Annotated in this window: 19 protein-coding genes; 14 read left to right on the top strand and 5 right to left on the bottom strand. The window is 38.1% G+C overall.

The genetic code is table 11. The annotated features are described in order from the left end of the window. Positions 1–2 precede the first annotated feature (2 nt). Positions 3–1640 (top strand): adenine deaminase, encoded by a 1638-nt coding sequence (ade, locus tag EFY79_RS01095; protein WP_123118819.1) that lies wholly within the window; start codon positions 3–5, stop codon positions 1638–1640. A gap of 46 nt (positions 1641–1686) precedes the next feature. Here ade and EFY79_RS01090 read toward each other — a convergent pair whose 3' ends face one another. After that, on the bottom strand, positions 1687–3003 hold the full coding sequence (locus EFY79_RS01090) for a (Fe-S)-binding protein (RefSeq protein WP_233577896.1): 1317 nt from the start codon (positions 3001–3003) through the stop codon (positions 1687–1689). A 132-nt stretch (positions 3004–3135) separates the two neighbouring features. Between EFY79_RS01090 and EFY79_RS01085 the strand changes: the two genes are divergently transcribed. Further along, positions 3136–3636 carry a phosphoribosyltransferase family protein gene (locus EFY79_RS01085; protein ID WP_123118817.1) on the top strand — a complete coding sequence of 167 codons (501 nt, stop codon included), beginning with the start codon at positions 3136–3138 and terminating at the stop codon, positions 3634–3636. Positions 3637–3643: 7 nt separating this feature from the next. Here the strand turns inward: EFY79_RS01085 and EFY79_RS01080 are convergent, their stop codons facing one another. Both EFY79_RS01080 and EFY79_RS01075 read right to left on the bottom strand, forming a co-directional pair. Next, the gene (locus EFY79_RS01080) at positions 3644–4003 is read right to left on the bottom strand and encodes a hypothetical protein (RefSeq protein WP_123118816.1); all 360 of its coding nucleotides are present in this window, start codon (positions 4001–4003) and stop codon (positions 3644–3646) included. An 11-nt stretch (positions 4004–4014) separates the two neighbouring features. Beyond that, positions 4015–4572, bottom strand: a complete 558-nt coding sequence (locus EFY79_RS01075; protein ID WP_123118815.1) for an RNA polymerase sigma factor — start codon at positions 4570–4572, stop codon at positions 4015–4017. A gap of 75 nt (positions 4573–4647) precedes the next feature. Between EFY79_RS01075 and EFY79_RS01070 the strand changes: the two genes are divergently transcribed. Continuing rightward, positions 4648–5415 (top strand): C40 family peptidase, encoded by a 768-nt coding sequence (locus EFY79_RS01070; RefSeq protein ID WP_123118814.1) that lies wholly within the window; start codon positions 4648–4650, stop codon positions 5413–5415. Between the two features lie 23 nt (positions 5416–5438). Here EFY79_RS01070 and EFY79_RS01065 read toward each other — a convergent pair whose 3' ends face one another. Then, positions 5439–5711 carry a UBP-type zinc finger domain-containing protein gene (locus tag EFY79_RS01065; RefSeq protein ID WP_123118813.1) on the bottom strand — a complete coding sequence of 91 codons (273 nt, stop codon included), beginning with the start codon at positions 5709–5711 and terminating at the stop codon, positions 5439–5441. 343 nt (positions 5712–6054) lie between these two features. On the opposite strand from EFY79_RS01065, the gene EFY79_RS01055 reads away from it, so the two are divergent. The 5 genes from EFY79_RS01055 (at position 6055) to EFY79_RS01035 (ending at position 10581) form a co-directional block, all read left to right on the top strand. After that, positions 6055–7320, top strand: a complete 1266-nt coding sequence (locus tag EFY79_RS01055; protein ID WP_233577895.1) for an NAD(P)/FAD-dependent oxidoreductase — start codon at positions 6055–6057, stop codon at positions 7318–7320. A 17-nt stretch (positions 7321–7337) separates the two neighbouring features. Further along, positions 7338–8285, top strand: a complete 948-nt coding sequence (locus EFY79_RS01050; protein WP_123118811.1) for an NADP-dependent oxidoreductase — start codon at positions 7338–7340, stop codon at positions 8283–8285. Positions 8286–8465: 180 nt separating this feature from the next. Then, positions 8466–8663, top strand: a complete 198-nt coding sequence (rpmI, locus tag EFY79_RS01045) for a 50S ribosomal protein L35 (protein WP_123119213.1) — start codon at positions 8466–8468, stop codon at positions 8661–8663. Between the two features lie 55 nt (positions 8664–8718). Then, positions 8719–9063: a 50S ribosomal protein L20 gene (gene rplT / locus EFY79_RS01040; protein WP_123118810.1), complete on the top strand. Its 345-nt coding sequence runs from the start codon at positions 8719–8721 to the stop codon at positions 9061–9063. A 120-nt stretch (positions 9064–9183) separates the two neighbouring features. Then, on the top strand, positions 9184–10581 hold the full coding sequence (locus EFY79_RS01035) for a type III PLP-dependent enzyme domain-containing protein (protein ID WP_123118809.1): 1398 nt from the start codon (positions 9184–9186) through the stop codon (positions 10579–10581). Positions 10582–10680: 99 nt separating this feature from the next. Here the strand turns inward: EFY79_RS01035 and EFY79_RS01030 are convergent, their stop codons facing one another. Then, a complete protein-coding gene (locus EFY79_RS01030; RefSeq protein ID WP_123118808.1) occupies positions 10681–11109 on the bottom strand; it encodes an Hsp20/alpha crystallin family protein in 429 nt (142 codons plus the stop codon). A gap of 214 nt (positions 11110–11323) precedes the next feature. Here EFY79_RS01030 and EFY79_RS01025 point away from each other — a divergent pair, with 214 nt between their 5' ends. The 6 genes from EFY79_RS01025 (at position 11324) to EFY79_RS01000 (ending at position 18298) form a co-directional block, all read left to right on the top strand. After that, on the top strand, positions 11324–11737 hold the full coding sequence (locus EFY79_RS01025; protein WP_123118807.1) for a BrxA/BrxB family bacilliredoxin: 414 nt from the start codon (positions 11324–11326) through the stop codon (positions 11735–11737). A 103-nt stretch (positions 11738–11840) separates the two neighbouring features. Further along, positions 11841–13175, top strand: a complete 1335-nt coding sequence (locus EFY79_RS01020; RefSeq protein ID WP_123118806.1) for a prolipoprotein diacylglyceryl transferase — start codon at positions 11841–11843, stop codon at positions 13173–13175. Positions 13176–13201: 26 nt separating this feature from the next. Further along, a complete protein-coding gene (locus tag EFY79_RS01015; RefSeq protein ID WP_123118805.1) occupies positions 13202–14098 on the top strand; it encodes a DMT family transporter in 897 nt (298 codons plus the stop codon). Positions 14099–14175: 77 nt separating this feature from the next. Further along, positions 14176–16200 carry a M13 family metallopeptidase gene (locus tag EFY79_RS01010; RefSeq protein WP_123118804.1) on the top strand — a complete coding sequence of 675 codons (2025 nt, stop codon included), beginning with the start codon at positions 14176–14178 and terminating at the stop codon, positions 16198–16200. Positions 16201–16782: 582 nt separating this feature from the next. Beyond that, a complete protein-coding gene (locus EFY79_RS01005) occupies positions 16783–17541 on the top strand; it encodes an ABC transporter ATP-binding protein (protein WP_123118803.1) in 759 nt (252 codons plus the stop codon). A 52-nt stretch (positions 17542–17593) separates the two neighbouring features. Then, entirely contained in the window at positions 17594–18298 is a 705-nt protein-coding gene (locus EFY79_RS01000; RefSeq protein WP_233577894.1) for an FKBP-type peptidyl-prolyl cis-trans isomerase, read from the top strand. Positions 18299–18300: the final 2 nt, after the last annotated feature.

Below are 18300 nucleotides of genomic sequence, written 5' to 3'. Positions count from 1 at the left end.
TTATGCGTTTCAAAATTGAAGGAAATATTGTTGATGTTGAATCGAAAAAAATAAATTTTGGTGAAGTTATAATCGAAGGCAATAAAATAAATTCAGTTCATAAAACATCGGATCAAAAAGAAAATGCCCCTTTTATATTGCCCGGCTTTATAGATTCACATGTACATATTGAAAGCTCGATGTTGGTTCCATCTGAATTTGCCAAGTTAGCTGTTGTTCATGGAACGGTGGCTACAGTAAGCGATCCTCACGAAATTGCGAATGTTTGCGGTATTCAGGGGGTGAATTACATGATCCAAAACGGAAAAACAGTTCCTTTCAAATTTTATTTTGGTGCGCCGAGCTGCGTACCTGCTACCATTTTCGAAACCGCAGGCGCTACGCTGGACGCACATTTGGTGGATGAGCTTTTAGCAAAAAATGAAATTCACTACCTGAGTGAAATGATGAATTTTCCCGGCGTGCTTCATCACGATGAAGAAGTTTTTTCCAAAATCAATGCAGCAAAAAAATACAACAAACCAATAGATGGGCATGCTCCCGGGCTTATGGGGCAGCATGCAAAAAAATACATTGATGCAGGCATAAGCACCGATCATGAATGCTTTACCGAAAAGAGGGCGCTTGACAAATTACATTTTGGAATGAAAATTCTAATCCGCGAAGGAAGCGCGGCAAAAAATTTTGACGCATTAATTAATCTTCTCAATAATCATGAAGATGAAATGATGTTCTGCAGCGACGACAAACACCCGGATAACCTCGTCAAGGGCCATATCAACGAACTTTGCAGGAGAGCCGTGCAAAAAGGAATTGATGTTTTCAAAGTGTTGAAAGCTGCGTGCATTAATCCGGTAAAACATTATAAATTAAGTGTGGGTCTTTTAAAAGAAGGAGACTTTGCAGATTTTATCATCGCAGAAGACTTAGTTAATTTTAAAACACTCAGTACATACATCAATGGACAGTTAGTGGCTAAAAATGGTATTTCAAAAATTGAAACACAGCCGTCGGAATTAATTAATAACTTCAATTGTTCTAAAAAAAATGCTGCATCATTTCAAATAAAATACTTTAGCGGCAAGGTAATCGAGGCATTTGACGGACAACTAATCACCGGAAAGATGGATGCCTATCCGAAGAAAACAGGCGATTTTTTTGAAAGCGATGTTGAAAAAGATATTTTGAAAATTGTGGTTGTCAATCGCTACTATGATGCAGATCCCTCTATTGCTTTCATTAAAAATTTTGGATTAAAAAAAGGCGCTATTGCTTCATCGGTGGCTCACGATAGCCACAACATTATTGCAGTCGGCGCAGATGATGACAGCCTTTGCGAAGCCATAAATTTGATAATTGAACAGAAAGGAGGAGTCAGCATTGCTGATGCTGCCGCGCCTTCATCAAACCGGGTTTTACGATTGCCGGTGGCAGGGTTAATGAGCAATGAAGACGGGTATAAGGTGGCAGAAAAGTATACTCAAATAGATGCCGCGGCTAAAAGCCTCGGATCCACACTTTCTGCGCCGTATATGACTTTATCTTTTATGGCCTTATTGGTAATTCCGCATCTGAAATTAAGCGATAAAGGATTGTTTGATGGCGATAGCTTCACATTAATAAACTCCACGAAACAGTAGACGTATAAATACTGCGCTTTTTTATTTCAGGATTAGAAAATATTTTCTATTCCATTTCTGTGGCCCATTTGTCTCTGTCATCAGGACTAAATTTCCACGGGGCAAAATTGTTTTCAATGTTGCTGAACATCGCATTCCATTCAGCAGGCGCATTGCTTTCTTCCATAATTAATGCACGACGCAGAGAAAAAATAATATCCAGGGGATTAATACCTACGGGGCATTCCTGCACACATGCATTGCAGGAAGTGCATGCCCTCAATTCTTCAGCAGTAATATAATTATGCAGCAAGGGCTTTTCATCATTTTTAAAGCTCCCATTCAGCTTAATGTTTTTTCTGACATCCTGCATACGATCTCTTGTATCCATCATTATTTTGCGCGGGCTCAATAATTTGCCCGTTTGATGAGCAGGACAAGCGGCTGTGCATCTTCCACATTCTGTGCAGGTGTAGGCATCCATCAGGTTTTTCCACGTAAGATCGAAAATGTCCCTTGCGCCGAAAGACTGTGTTTGCGTTTGTGCATCACCGTTAGCTGTCGCCAGTTCAGGCTCAAACATATAATGAACTTCCTGTTCCACATTTTTCATATTAATCATCTCTCCTTTTGGAATAAGCCGCTTATAATAAGTGTTGGGGAAAGCCAGCAAAATATGAAAATGCTTGCTGTAAGGAAGATAATTCAGAAAGGCAAAAATGCCTGTAATATGCAGCCACCAGCAGGTTCTCTCAATGCCAACAAGAGTGGATGGTCTTATACTTACCAAAAATAACGATAGCCACCCTGAAAAAATAAAACTTCCGTGATCGGCATAATGCGGGTTTCCTTGCAGTTGCAAAGCCCTGTCTGCTGCGTTCATAGTAAGAAACAAACCCATCAAAATAATCTCCGTTATTAATATCAGGTTTGCATCTGTGCGCGGCCATCCGTCAAGATCATTATCAATAAACCTTTTGAGTTTCAGCATATTTCTTCTAATCAAAAACACAACGCAGGATACCAAAACGCCCACGGCTAATATTTCAAAAAAGTCAATAACAAAAGTATAAAAACCGCCAAGCGTGGCAGCAAATAACCGATGAGTTCCTAAAAGCCCATCAAGAACAATTTCAAGAATTTCGATGTTGATAATTATAAAGCCGGCATAAATAATAAAATGTAAAACAGCCACCAGTGGATACCGAAACATTTTTTTTTGCCCGAAAGCCAACAGTAGCATAGTTTTCCAACGCTCAGCCTTATGATCAGAAATATCTTGCTCCTTTCCGAGATTGATGTTTGATTTTATTTCTTTCACCTTCCTCCCAAAAAGGAATATGGCAAAAGCCACCAGCAATATGAATGCGATTTGTTGAAACATTTGCATAAAAAAGATTATTATTAAAGATAGAAATTAAAAAGTAATATCGTAAATCAACCGGTAAGCAAATTCCCGCGGAAAAAATACTAATGCTGATATATTGTAAATTGCTGCTTTAAAACTCACAACAGCATGGCGGCTCACAATATTTTATCTAAAGAAATTGCTTATAGAAAATTGCAAAGGATGGCCTATGAAATCGCAGAACAAAATATAAATGAAGAACAGGTAATTTTAGCAGGCATCAAAGAGAATGGCAAAATCATTTCGCGAATTTTATATTCATTTTTAAAAGAAATTTTCAAAGGCGATGTAAAACTCATCGAGATAGCATTGGATAAAAGAGATCCAAAATATATTTCACTTTCTGAAAAAATCAACCTTGACAATAAAGTAATTATTATTACAGACGATGTGGCTAACAGCGGCAGAACCTTACTATATGCCATAAAGCCATTTCTTGATTATTATCCTAAAAAAATTCAAACACTGGTGCTGGTGGAAAGAAGCTATAAAGAGTTTCCGATTGCCGCCGATTACGTTGGGTTTTCTGTATCAACAGCGTTTACTGAAAAGATAATTGTAGAAACCAAAAACGATGAAATTGAAGGCGCAAGCTTAATCACCAGTTAAAAAATGATTATCTCAATAATTTAAATAGAATAAAAAAGGCGATTATTACAAAAGCAAGAATGAGGATTATTGTTATATACAGCCAACGCAAATCGCGGATAGTTCTCTTACTTTTCAAAGCTTTCTTCTTCTGTAGCTGATGCTTAAGGTTTAGATTTAATTCCTCTGCATAAAGAAGCGGATCTTTTTTATTTTTAAACTGGCTAAGTCCTTCAACGGCATCATTTTCCAGTTCCGAATCCAAAAGTGATTTTTCAAATTCATGCCTTTCCTCAGCAGATAACTTATCGCTGAGATAATCCATCAGCTTTTGATTGTCAACATCCTTGTTGCTGTTTGATAATATGTTTAATAAATCATAGTTCATTCAAAACTTTATTAGGATGGGTTTTCCAACAATAATTTTAAATTTCTTTTTCCATTTTGCAAATGGCTTTTTACCTGCATTACTGAAAAGCCGGTTATTTCAGCAATCTCAGCATAAGATTTTTTTTGAAGATAAAATAATTTAACACACCGCTTTTGTTCGGCGTTCAATTTATTTAACGCTATCTCCATTCTTTGCAAAAGTTCATCTTTTTCAATGTGTATTTTTTTATCAGTATCCATGCCGGGCTCCATAGCGACATGATCGCTCAGCTCCACTATTTTGCTTTTTTCACGAAGCTTCATCAAACAATAATTTTTCGCAATCATATAAATCCAGCTCTTAAAATATTCTACCTTATATTTTTGTAATTCATTTATCACCTTCAAAAATATCTGCTGCACACAATCACGCGCATCCTCCTCATTTTTCAAATACTTCATACATACACCCAATAAAAGCAATGTGTAACGTGGCAACAAAATACCCAGCCATTTATTATCATGGTCTTTGTAAAAATTTTGCAGCAGTTCAGCATCATTAATATGGTCGTCTTTTCCAGGCAGCAAAGAGTCTTTTTTTAGTTAGATGTAAACTTAATAAAATTCCATAAGTTACATTTGCACAAAACTGCAACAGATATTATGGAATATTTAGTGTGTTGTGTAGGCGCCAGCCCCATGAGATCCGAGCCTTCACATAAATCGGAAATGGTGTCGCAACAACTGTTTGGTGAAAAATCTTTTGTGATTGAAAAAAAAGATGATTGGATAAAAATTCAATTAAGGTTTGACGGATACGAGGGCTGGGTGCAGCAAAGCCATGTGGTTCCTATTGATGAAGATATTTTTAATAAAAATGACAAAGGCCTTACCCAGGAATGGATAAATGAAGTGGACTATAATGGACATATTATGTATGTGCCAATGGGAAGCGCAGTAAGCGCTTTCAAAAACGGAACGGCTTTCTGGAGAAAAAATCTGGTTCACTTTAAGGGTAAGACCTGGGAGCCTGAAGAAATTAAAATCAATGCGAAGCTTATCAAACAGATAGCATTCAAATTTTTAAATACGTCTTATTTATGGGGAGGCAAATCTGTATTTGGTATTGACTGTAGTGGTTACACGCAAATGGTATATAAATTTTTAAATTATTCTTTGCCAAGAGATGCATGGCAGCAGGCAGAGCAAGGCACAGCAGTTAACTTTTTGCAGGAAGCGCATTGTGGCGACCTTGCTTTTTTCGACAATGAAGAGGGCCGCATTACACACGTAGGCATTTTACTAAATGAAAATGAAATTATCCATTCAGCCGGCAAAGTACGGATTGACAAAATAGACACTGAAGGCATTTTGAACCTGGAAACAAAACAACGAACTCACAAATTGCGCATCATTAAAAGATATTTCTGACAAGCTTGCACAGAGACTTTTGATTATTCATATTCTACCATTACTTCGTCTTCATAACACCACAGCCATTTTTCGCCGGGCTGCGCTGAAATCACCACAGGATGATGCGTATGATGAAAATGTTTGCTCATGTGTTGATTAGGCGATGAATCGCAACACAAAGTAACACCGCAAGTTTGGCAGGTTCTTAAATGCACCCACGTGTCGCCGGTCTTAATACATTCTTCGCAAATAAGGTCTTTCGGTAGTTTGAGTTCTTTAATCTCTTCTATGTGCCCGCAAATATTGTCTTCCATTATGTAGTATTGAAATGGTAAATAAATTTTCTTTTTCAAATTTACTTTCTTTTTTGACGGATTGGCAACAAAGAGTACATCGCCGGCGAAAACATTTCAAATTTATAAATAGCCATAAAGGTCCTGGAACAGTAAAAGAACAAATAAATCAGCCTTTTATTTTACTTATTAGAAATTTAATTGATGACGTGCTGTCTGTTTCCATCACTGCCAAATAATTGAGGAACAAAATTTGAGATATTCCAGAAATGATAAAAGGATAAGAAAATATTCCTGATGTGGTAACGCTAAAAATAACACATTCTCTAATTTTAGAGATTACTAAAAAGTAAAAAAAAAAGCAGTGAAAAAAATAATAGTGGTGGGTGGCGGCTTTGGCGGAATTAATCTAATGAAAAAATTATGGAAAGACCGCAGATTTGATGTCACAATTGTAGACCCGGATAATTATCATTTCTTCCCTCCCTTGCTCTACCAGGTGGCTACCGCTTTTATTGAGCCCTCTAATATCAGCTATCCCTACCGCAGAATGATTGAAGGAAAAAGAAATATGCATTTTCATTATGGCGCGCTTACCAAAGTAATACCGGAAGAAAATAAAATTGAAACAACGAATGGGACGCTGGAGTATGATTATCTCGTAATTGCGGTTGGAACGGAAACGAATTTTTTCGGGATACAAAATGTAAAAAATTCTGCCCTGCCGATGAAGTCAATTGATGATGCTATCAATATGCGGAATCACCTGTTGCTGAATCTTGAAAAAGCTGCCATTACCAAAGACGCCAAGGAAAAGCAAAGGCTATTAAATATTGTGATAGCTGGCGGAGGGCCGTCTGGTGTAGAAATCGCGGGCATGCTGGCAGAAATGGGCCGAACAATTCTCAGAAATGAATATCCGGAAATTCACAGAGGCATTTCCAAAATCCATTTGATAGATGCCTCACCAACACTGCTCGGGCCAATGAGCCACACCGCCCAGAAAGCATCTGAAAAAGTGTTGAAAAATTTGGGCGTTGAAATTACGCTGAATGCTATCGTAAAGGATTATGAAAACGGAGAGGTTGTTTTGGCTAATGGCACAAGAATTCCAACTAATTCATTAATCTGGACTACGGGTGTAACGGGGCGTGAAGTACCGGGAATATTGCCTTCACAGGTGGGGCGTGGCAGAAGAATACTGGTGGATGAGTACAACAAAGTAAAGGAATCCAATAATATATTTGCGATTGGCGATATTTGTTTGCAAACCACAGATAAAAATTATCCTGACGGTCATCCGCAACTCGCACAAGTGGCCATTCAACAGGGAACAGTTTTAGGTGAAAATTTTAGGAGAATGGAATCCGGCAAAGAACTAAAACCTTTTGCCTACAACAACAAAGGAAGCATGGCCATTATATCAAAATATGAAGCCGTAGCAGACCTTCCCAAAGTTTCTTTCACCGGTTTTTTTGCCTGGCTGATTTGGCTGTTTGTTCACATTATTCCGCTGGTAGGTTTCAGGAATAAAGTGAAGCTGGCTTTTAGCTGGTTTTGGTCATTCATTACCAATAATCCTACTTTACGGTTAATCATCAGGCCAAAAAAGCGCTCAGAATGCAATTGACTTTAATAAAATAAATTATGAAAGCCGTTATCATCAGTGAATTTGGACCGCCTGAAGTTTTACAAAACGTCACAATGGAAAAACCCGTTCCAGGCGATGAGGAGGTTTTGATTAAAATAAAATTTGCGGGAATAAATCCTGTAGATGCGAAGGTGAGAGCCGGGACCAATGCCAGAGCCAAAACCCTGAAGTTGCCTGCCATATTAGGTTGGGATGTAAGCGGAACGATTGAAAGCGCTGGGAAAAATGTTTCTCAATTTAAAAGTGGCGATGAAGTTTTTGGCTGCATAGGATTTCCGGGATTGGGAAAAACCTATGCAGAATTTGCAATAGCTGATCCGAAACTTTTAACAAAAAAGCCTTCGGATGTTTCATTTGAAGATGCTGCCGCCGTGCCTCTTGCAGGCCTTACTGCGTACCAGGCGATTAATGAACATTTGAAAATTATAAAAGGACAAAAGGTTTTGATACAAGCTGCCGCTGGCGGCGTTGGCCATCTTGCTGTTCAATTTGCAAAATTAAATGGAGCATTTGTGGCAGGCACTGCGTCAGAAAAAAATGAGGCATTTTTAAAACAGATTGGCGTTGACCAGTTCATTAATTATAAAAAGGAAAAATTTGAAGAGGTTTTCAAAAACGGCGATGCCGTTTTAGATGCCATGGGCGGCGATGTTTTATACCGCTCATTCTTGTGTGTAAAAAAAGGCGGAAAAGTGGTTTGCCTTCCTTCGTCCACTAAAAATGACCCGGAAGCCATAAGGCTCGCCGAGGAAAGAAATATAGATCTCATTTGGCCGATGATGCATCCCGATGGAGAACAAATGAGGCAAATAGCTTCGCTGATGGCACAAAAAAAATTAATCGTAAAAATCGACAAGATTTTTAACCTTGACGAAATAGCTGAAGCGCACAAAGCCATTGAATCGCACAGTACAGATGGAAAAATTATTATTAGAATAGGATAACGTTGCGTTTTTCCTTGAAGTTTATCAATTTTTTTCAAAACGTTTTATTACTTTTGCAGCCCTTTCAGCATTTTATGTTTTGGCTGAATGGGCTTTTCTAAAAACATATTACCCACATGGCTCCATAAGTTCCCGTCTGTTCGGGGCGCCGGCGAGGGTGTAAAAATAAAATATTGTAAAATGCCAAAGGTTAAAACCAACTCCAGCGCCAAGAAGCGCTTCAAAGTAACCGGAACGGGTGAAATTACTTATCAGAAATCTTTCAAACGCCACATTCTTACCAAAAAATCAACTAAACGCAAACGTGCGCTTCGCAAGAAGGGAACTATCAGTGATGCAAACAGGCCATTCGTCTTGAGGCTGCTCAGAATGAAATAATGGTTTAAGAAGAAAAATTAAGATAACAATTTCAAAAAATTAAAAATATTATATTATGCCACGTTCATCAAATGCAGTAGCATCAAGGGCAAGGAGAAAAAGAATACTTAAAGCCGCCAAAGGCTATTATGGAAAAAGAAAAAACGTTTACACCGTTGCGAAGAATGTAATGGAAAAAGGGCTTACCTATAGCTACGTAGGCCGTAAGCTGAAAAAACGTGAATATCGTGCCCTTTGGATCGCTCGTATCAACGCTGCTGTAAGGGAAGAAGGAATTACTTACAGCCAGTTTATTAATAAATTAAATGAAAAAAATATTGGACTCAACAGGAAAGTGCTTGCTGATATGGCTATGAACGAACCGGAAAGTTTTAAAAACCTGGTTCAGTCAGTAAAATAGATTTCATCCCATTTTTTTGTTTTGCAACCGTTCCGTCAAAATCCGGAACGGTTTTTTTATAGAGTAATTATTCATTCTATTACATTTGTACATAATTTTTTAAAATCTTAAAAGTTTTGAATGAATAACAGCTATAACGACCTCGTAGATCAAACGTTCAATTTCCCCCAGGAAGGTTTTGATCTTAAGGATGGATATTTGGAATACAATGATGTAGATGTAAAAGCCCTGATTGATAAATATGGAACGCCGCTGAAATTTACCTATCTGCCGAAAATAGGGATGCAAATTAATAAGGCTAAAAAAATGTTTGCAAATGCATTCAAGAAGCATAAGTACGAAGGAAAATATAATTATTGTTATTGCACCAAAAGTTCGCATTTTTCATTTATCGTGGAAGAAGCGTTGAAACACAATATTCACCTGGAAACAAGCTATGCTTATGACATTGAGATCATTCATAAATTATTTGCAAGAAAAAAAATCACCAAGGATACGTTTATAATTTGCAATGGATTTAAGCAAAAAAGTTATACAAGCCGGATTGCACGACTAATTAATACAGGATTTAAAAATGTGATCCCTGTTCTCGATAATAAAGAAGAGCTGAAAGCCTATCGAAAATCAGTAAGGGTTCCTTTTAATATCGGCATCCGGGTAGCTGCTGAGGAAGAACCCAACTTTCCGTTTTATACCTCACGGTTAGGCATACGCGCAAAAGATATTCTTGAATTTTATGTAGATGAAATTGAAGGAAATGAACATCGTTTTCAGTTAAAGATGCTTCATATTTTTTTGAACAAAGGAATTAAAGATGATATTTATTATTGGAGCGAACTAAATAAGGTTATTAACCTGTATTGCCAGCTCAGAAAGATTTGTCCTGAACTTGATTCGATAAATATTGGCGGCGGCTTTCCTATAAAACATTCTTTGGGATTTGATTATGATTACCAGTTTATGATCAACGAAATTGTAAGAAATATCAAGGCCGGGTGCAAAAAAAGTAAAGTGCCCATGCCCAATATTTTTACTGAATTCGGCAGTTATACCGTAGGCGAAAGTATGGCGCACATTTACAGTGTGATAGGCGAAAAACGGCAAAACGACCGTGAAACATGGTACATGATAGATTCTTCTTTCATCACCACCCTGCCCGACACATGGGGCATTGGCGAAAAATTTTTAATGCTGCCCATTAATAAATGGGAAAATGAATACCAGAGAGTAACGCTTGGCGGCATCACCTGCGACAGCCATGATTATTATGATTCGGAAGAACATATCAACGAAGTCTTTTTACCTAAAATAGGCGACGGTGAACCGTTGTATGTCGGCTTTTTTCATACCGGCGCGTACCAGGACCAAATAAGCGGTTATGGGGGAATCAAACATTGCCTAATACCTTCGCCAAAATATGTTGTTTTGGATTACGATAAAAATGGCAAGCTGGTAGACTGGCTGTATGCAAAGCAGCAGAGCGCCCAAAGCATGTTGAAAATATTGGGATATAAATAGTTTGGCTTTTTGGAATAAAAATCAATTTGATTTGTGCTTTTACTATAAAAAAACCTTCCCGGATAAGAGAAGGTTTTTATAATATTCCTGATTACGTCATTAGCTTACTGCAATTTCTTTGGGCATCACTTTTACTTCCTCTTTTATAGGAAGAGTCAATGATAAAATTCCGTTTTCATACTTTGCATTAATTGCTTCAGCGTTTATTTTTTCATCAAGGTTGAAAGATCGTTTGAAAGAGCGGCTGCTGAATTCCTTTTTAATGAATTTTTTGCTGTCGTCTTTTTGCTCTTCTTTCTTTTCGTAAGAAACAGTTAGCACATTTTTGTCAACAGTAATTTTAAAATCTTCTTTGTTTCTGCCGGGAACATTTAAATCCAATTCATAATTATCCTTCGTTTCGGTAATGTTCACAGCAGGGAAGTTGAAATTACTGTTTTGATTGACAACAGGCATTTCGCTCAATAAATTGTCAAGAAAACTGTCAATAGTTTTCAATGTTGGCTGGTTGAATTTTAAGGCTGTCATAATACTATTTTGTGTTTTTTTGTTATTAAAATTTACTACTATCAGTCAAATTAAATACCAACCGCTTTTACCTGAAATATTGCTAACTTATTGAGACAAAATGTCTTATAATTAATTTTTGTATGACATTATTTCCAAAGTTTTATGATATTCGTATGTCATTAAAAGAAGAAACTGTTGTAAATTTGCACACTGAAATTAAAAATTAACGCGTATGTATCCACAGGAAATTGTAATTCCCATGAAAGAGGAATTAACCGAAAATGGGTTTGAAGATCTGGTTACCCCCGAACAGGTTGAGGCAGAGTTAAAAAAAGAAGGCACAACATTATTCGTAATTAACTCGGTGTGTGGTTGCTCAGCAGGCACTGCACGGCCCGGAGTATTACTTGCTTTGGAATCGAGCCAAAAAAAACCCAATCATCTTGCAACATCTTTTGCCGGATTTGATTTTGAAGCAGTCCAAAAAGTTCGCGAACATCTTTTGCCTTATCCACCATCATCCCCTTCTGTAGCTTTATTTAAAAATGGGGAGCTTGTGCATTTTCTTGAAAGGCACAATATTGAAGGCGCTACAGCCACAATGATTGCAAATAATCTTTCTGCAGCTTTTGAAGCTTATTGCTAAATACTTTTTTTAAAATAAAACCTTCATAATTTTGAAGGTTTTTATTTTTATTTCTTTTTTGTAAAAGATCGGCAATGATTTTTTCCAAAGCTAAAAGACAAACATGTATCCAAATTTATATTTTGTTTTAAAGGACTGGTTTGGCTGGGAGGTTAACGCTTTTAAGATCTTTTATACATTCGGAATCTTTGTCGCTCTCTCGTTTATTGCCGCGGCCTGGATTCTTACAAAAGAATTAAAAAGGAAAGAAAAACAGGGACTTTTATTGCCGCGCGAAGAAACCATCACAACCGGTAAGCCTGCATCCTTTCCTGAATTATTTATTAATGGCCTCGTTGGATTTATTTTTGGCTACAAATTAATCGGCGCCTTTATCGCCAGCCGCCAGCATGGAATAGACCTCCAGGAATATATTTTTTCTTCTGAAGGAAGCTGGCTCGGTGGATTAATAATTGCCGGAGTTCTTATTTATTTAAAATATAAGGAAAAAAGCAAACAGAAGCTCGCCAAACCTGAAAGAAGAACGATTCGAATCTGGCCGCATGACCGGGTAGGCGATATTGTGATATTTGCTTTGGTGTTCGGTATTATCGGCGCTAAAATATTTGATAATCTTGAAAACTGGGACAGATTTATTGCTGATCCGATTGCTAATTTAATTGCGCCAAGCGGACTTACATTTTATGGCGGACTAATCGTGGCTGCCATTGCTATTCTTATTTATGCAAAAAAGAAGGGCATCGGTTTGCTTCACCTGGTAGACGCCGCTGCACCTGCGCTAATGATTGCTTACGCTATTGGCCGCATGGGCTGTATGGTTGCAGGCGATGGCGATTGGGGTGTTTTTAACAGCGCTTATGTTTCCGATGTTCCCGGCCATGTCGTTCCGGCTGCGCCCGATGAATTCCGGCAGAATCTACAGAAATATTCTACTTATTTTTTGTCGGGCACAGTTACAGATCCTAACGGAGCAACCACAATGGTAACGGATCGTATTCATACGTCACTCGACAATGTACCCCACGAAAGCTTTAGAGGGCCCGGCTGGCTTCCCGACTGGTTTTTCGCTTTCACCTTTCCTCACAATGTAAATGAAGACGGAATTGTTCTTCCTGATTGTGAAGGAAAATATTGCAGGGCTTTACCATTGCCGGTTTTTCCTACGCCTTTGTACGAAATCATCACCTGCTTCATTTTATTTTTCATCTTATGGGGGATACGAAAGAACATAAAAGTACCGGGAGTTTTATTTTGCATTTACCTTATCATGAATGGAATTGAAAGATTTTTTATTGAAAAAATAAGGGTTGATACGCAGTATTCTATTTTTGGATTTCATCCAACTCAGGCTGAGCTAATTTCTTCAGCGCTCATTATTTCAGGAATAATCGGGGTTATTTATTTTACAAAAAAAGAGAAATCACCGGAATATTCATAGCCACATAATTTTTATCTTAAAACCAAATCTTTACCATCAAGCAGGAATATAAGTGGATTATTGCAGGAATTGTTTTTGCATTTCTATGGGCCTCTGCCTCTACAGCTACCAAAATTGCATTAGATTCTTCCCAACCGTTGGTAATAGCACAGGTCAGGTTTGCCGTCGCCGGAATAATCATGCTAATTTTCGCACATTTATTTTTAAGGCAGAATTTACCTGCCAAAAAAGAATGGGGCCAAATTCTCATTTACGGCCTTTTAAATATTACCATTTATCTCGGTTGTTACGTAATTGCCATGCAGGAAGTAACAGCCGGAGTAGGCGCGCTGGCCATAGCCACCAATCCATTATTCATCAGCTTTTCGTCACTATTTTTTTTAAAGAAAAAATTAAAAACTGAAGTATTTGTTGCTTTACTGTTAGGAACAGCAGGCGTTTTCATCGCCTCCTGGCCGCTGCTAAAGGATGCTTCCATGACTCTCAGCGGATTGCTTTTATTATTGTTCAGCATGATTTCTTATTCGGCGGGAGCAATCTATTTTTCTGCAAAAAAATGGAATAACCTCAGCATTGTGACTATTAACGGTTGGCAAACTATGCTGGGCGGGCTATTGCTTTTGCCATTCACTATTTTTGAATATCATTCAGGCAAGAATCATTTTGATGCTAAATTTTGGGGAGGAACGCTGTGGCTTGCTGTTTTTGTTTCAATTTTTGCGATACAATTATGGCTTTGGCTTTTAAAAAGGAATGCAGTAAAAGCTGGCATGTGGCTGTTTCTTTGTCCTGGCTTCGGATTCGCCATAGCAGCGATAATCCTCCACGATGTTATTAGTGTGTACACAGTAGTTGGTGTAATGTTGGTGATGATAGGTTTGTTTTTATCACAAAGGGAAGCAAGGCAAAAAGACATCGTTTAGTCATATTTTTATTTTTTTACTCTATTGCTTTTCTGATCGCATTATCTTTTGTCACATTTTAAACCATCAAACCATAAATGAAATACCTGCTCCGTTGCTGCATAGCCAGCCTGGTTATTTTTTCATGCAAATCAAAAAGCACTGAAATCAAACTTCCGTTTGCGGAAAATATTGATACAACAGTAGCTCCCGGAAATGATTTCTTTGAATACGCAAACGGCAAATGGATAAAAGACAATCCGATACCAAAGGAAGAAAGTTCGTGGGGAATTGGCTATGTAGTTAACAATGAAAACCAGCAAAGAATCCGGAACATTTCTGAAGAAGCCGTAAAACAAAAAGCTGATAAAGGCTCTGCTGCGCAAAAGATTGGAGACTTCTGGAGCGCCGCAATGGATTCCGCAACAGTTGAGAAACAGGGGATCGAATACTTAAATCCCTATTTAAAAAAGGTAGATTCAATCAGTAATATTTCTTCTTTTATCAATACCGTTGCGGCATTAAATAGGATTGGTGTAGATGCTTTGTTCAATACCTTCATAGAACAGGATGATAAGCAAAGTGATGTGATGGCGCTTAAATTATCCCAGGGCGGCCTCGGCTTGCCCGAGCGCGACTATTATTTTAATACCGATTCGTCGACGGCAAATATCAGGAAGGGATATGTGCATCATATAGCTACTGTCCTGACTTTCCAGGGGCAGGATTCTTCAAGCGCCGCGAAAGCCGCGGGTAATATTTTTCGCTTTGAAACTCAGCTTGCAAAGAATTCAAGAAAGTTAGCCGATTTGCGCGACCCCTATGCAAACTATCATAAAATGGCTATCGCGGATTTAAAAAAATTATCTTCTGAAATAGACTGGCAAAAGTTTTTAAAAGACATTGGTGTGGCCAATGTGGATTCGGTAATTATTGGTCAGCCCGAATTTTTCAGAGCACTGGATGCAAATTTAAAGGCCAGATCCATCAGCGACCTTAAAAATTATTTGACATATCGGTTAATTAATTCTTTTTCTAATGCCTTGCCGGAAAAATATGGTGTGGAGTCTTTTACATTCAACCAGCTATTCAGCGGAGCGAAGGAAAGAAAGCCTCGCTGGAAACGCGTGGTTCAATCTGAAGAAGACGCCATGGGAGAATTAGTGGGCCAGTTGTATGTAAAAAAATATTTTGATTCTACTGCGAAAAAGCGATATGAAAAAATGCTGGAGGAAATCAGGGCGGCTTATAAAAGAAGGATTGAAAAATTAGACTGGATGAGCGACAGCACCAAACAAAAAGCAATTGTAAAATTAGAAGCCATTCACAAAAAGGTTGGCTATCCTGATAAGTGGAAAGATTTTTCGCAAATGCAGATTAGCAATGAAAGCTATCTTCAAAATGTTATCAACGCAAATACCTGGTGGCACAATTTTGAAATAAATAAACTGGGCAAACCTGTCGACAGAGAAGAATGGGGTATGTATCCGCAGACATATAATGCGTATTATAATCCCGCCAATAATGAGATAGTTTTTCCTGCTGCTGCTTTTATTGTTCCGGGGTATGCCGATAAAGATCTTGACGATGCCACCATGTTTGGCTACGTAGGCGCAAGCTATATTGGCCATGAAATAACCCACGGCTTTGATGACCAGGGAAGACTTTTTGATGCGCAGGGAAACTTACACAACTGGTGGACAAAAAAAGATTCTGCTGAATTTGCAAAAAGAGCCCAGGTAATTATCAACCAGTTTAATAAGTATGAACCCTTGCCAGGTTACCACGTCAACGGCAGGGCTACGCAAGGAGAAAATATTGCTGACCTGGGCGGATTAGAAATCGGAATTGATGCTTTTAAAAATTCTGAAGCCTACAAGAAAAATGAAATCATTAATGGTTTTACGCCCATGCAGCGATTTTTTATGGGATATGCTCTAAGCTGGCTTTACGAAATCCGGCCCGAATTATTAAGAAACCGAATTATGACCGATGTTCATGCTCCGGCTAAATACAGAGTCAACGGGCCTTTCAGCGATATAGGCGAATTTTATAAAACCTACAATGTAACTGCCAAAGATTCAATGTATATTCCTGACAGCCTCAGGGTGAAAATCTGGTGACGTAATTTTTGCCTTTTTTTTCGATGGAAATGAAATAAAAAAGGCTTCTTCAAAACGAGTGAAGAAGCCTTTTATTAATTTATTCCTGGGGGTTATTTTTTGCAGGAAGAAATTTGGGCAAGCCTTCCGGCTTAGTTTTCATTGGGATAATTATTTTTCACAGGTATAACTCTTAACAAAATTAGAAGTTGACTGATATCGGATTCTTTGGTTTTCCCGGATTAAGGAAATCAATTTTTCATTGGATTTGGATCTGATTAATGTTCATAAACATCAATCAACTTCTGGAACAAAGATACCAGCATGGATAAGGCTGTGCAAGAGCATAAACGCTCTTTTTTGTATCCATAGAAATTACTGTGCCTATCGTATTTCTCCGCGCTTTTCAGCAGCATTATTACTACAGCCGCATGCAGATTTTTGCAGCCACCTAAAATAAAAAATAAAATTATTTATGCTTTTACTGAAACAAATGCAACGTTTTTATATAAGTTCAAACAACGGAAGCTTCGCATGGGTTCCGCCGCAAAAATTAATTGCACTACTTTTGTTGCATTCATCAAACCGGCGTAAATATCTTAAATGAAACCAATTATCTCTGTAAAAGACCTGATAAAAAATTACGGGAAATTTGAGGCAGTAAAAGGAATTTCCTTTGATGTATTTGAAGGCGAAATCTTTGGCCTTCTTGGGCCAAATGGGGCTGGTAAATCTACTACCCTTGAGATTATTGAAACGCTCAGAGACAAAACTTCAGGAAAAATAATTGTCAATGGCTTCGACCTTGATAATGATGCCGCTCAAATAAAAAAAATAATCGGTGTTCAATTGCAAACTTCAGGTTTTTACCCGGGGCTCAACCTTCTTGAACTTATTGATTTGTTTTGCGGATTGTATAACACCAAAACCGACCCGCGAAAACTGCTTGAAATGGTCAATCTAAAAGATAAGGCTAAAAACAAATACAAAGAAATGAGTGGCGGACAAAAGCAACGTTTTTCTATAGCCACCACTTTAATTAATAAGCCCAAAATTATTTTCCTCGATGAACCCACGACGGGCCTGGATCCGCAAGCCCGCAGAAACCTTTGGGATTTGATAGAAAGAATAAGAAAAGAAGGAACCACCGTTATCATAACCACGCATTACATGGATGAAGCGGAAGTTTTGTGCGACCGCGTTGCCATTATGGATGAAGGAAAAATCATCGCGATAGAAAGCCCGGATAAGTTAATCGATGAATTGGTGGCTTCAGGATTTGAACGGCCGAAAGAAACTAAAGCAGCCAACCTGGAGGATGTTTTTATTAACCTTACAGGCAAAGATTTCAGGGAGGATTAAGCTATATTTGCGCACTGTTTTACAGAAATAACCCGGCCAAAAAACATATTATATGAAAGCTGTTTTTTTTCTTTTATTATTGCCTTTCTCTGCTCTTTTTGCTCAAAACAAAAGTCCTAAAAAGCAAAGTGTTTCACCTGTGCATAAGCCTGCACCAATGACCGGAATTGACAGCCTTAGCTATGCAATCGGCGTACAGGTAGCAGAATACTACAAAACCCAGGGCGTTGAAAAATTAAATACTGACTACGTTAAAAAAGCTTTTAACGATGTTTTAAACAATAAACCATTAGCCATTTCTGAAGACGAATGCAATATGAACATACAACAAAAACTGCAGGAATTTATGACCAAAAAAACAAGTGCCATTAAGGAACAAGGACAGAAATTTTTGGAAGAAAATAAAAAGCGCGCCGGCGTTGTTACACTGCCCGATGGAATGCAATACGAAATTGTAACCAAAGGCACGGGGCCTATCCCAAAAGCAACAGATACGGTGCAAGCAAACTATATTGGTACCCTCATTGATGGAAATGAATTTGACAATTCTTATAAAAGAGGCGCCCCATTAACGATTCCGGTTTCTGGCGTTATTCGCGGATGGACAGAAGCGCTGGAAATGATGCCGGTGGGAAGCACATGGAAATTGTATATTCCTTCTGATCTTGCCTACGGCGACAGGGGCGCAGGCGGCGCTATACCGGGTGGTTCTACCCTGATTTTCACGATAGAATTATTAAACATCGTAAATAAATAATT

This window comes from Hanamia caeni (genome assembly GCF_003721595.1).
In the GTDB taxonomy this organism is placed as follows: Bacteria; Bacteroidota; Bacteroidia; order Chitinophagales; family Chitinophagaceae; genus Ginsengibacter; species Ginsengibacter caeni.
The sequence above is the reverse complement of the archived record's forward strand: the minus strand, read 5'-3'. Positions and strand labels throughout refer to the sequence as shown.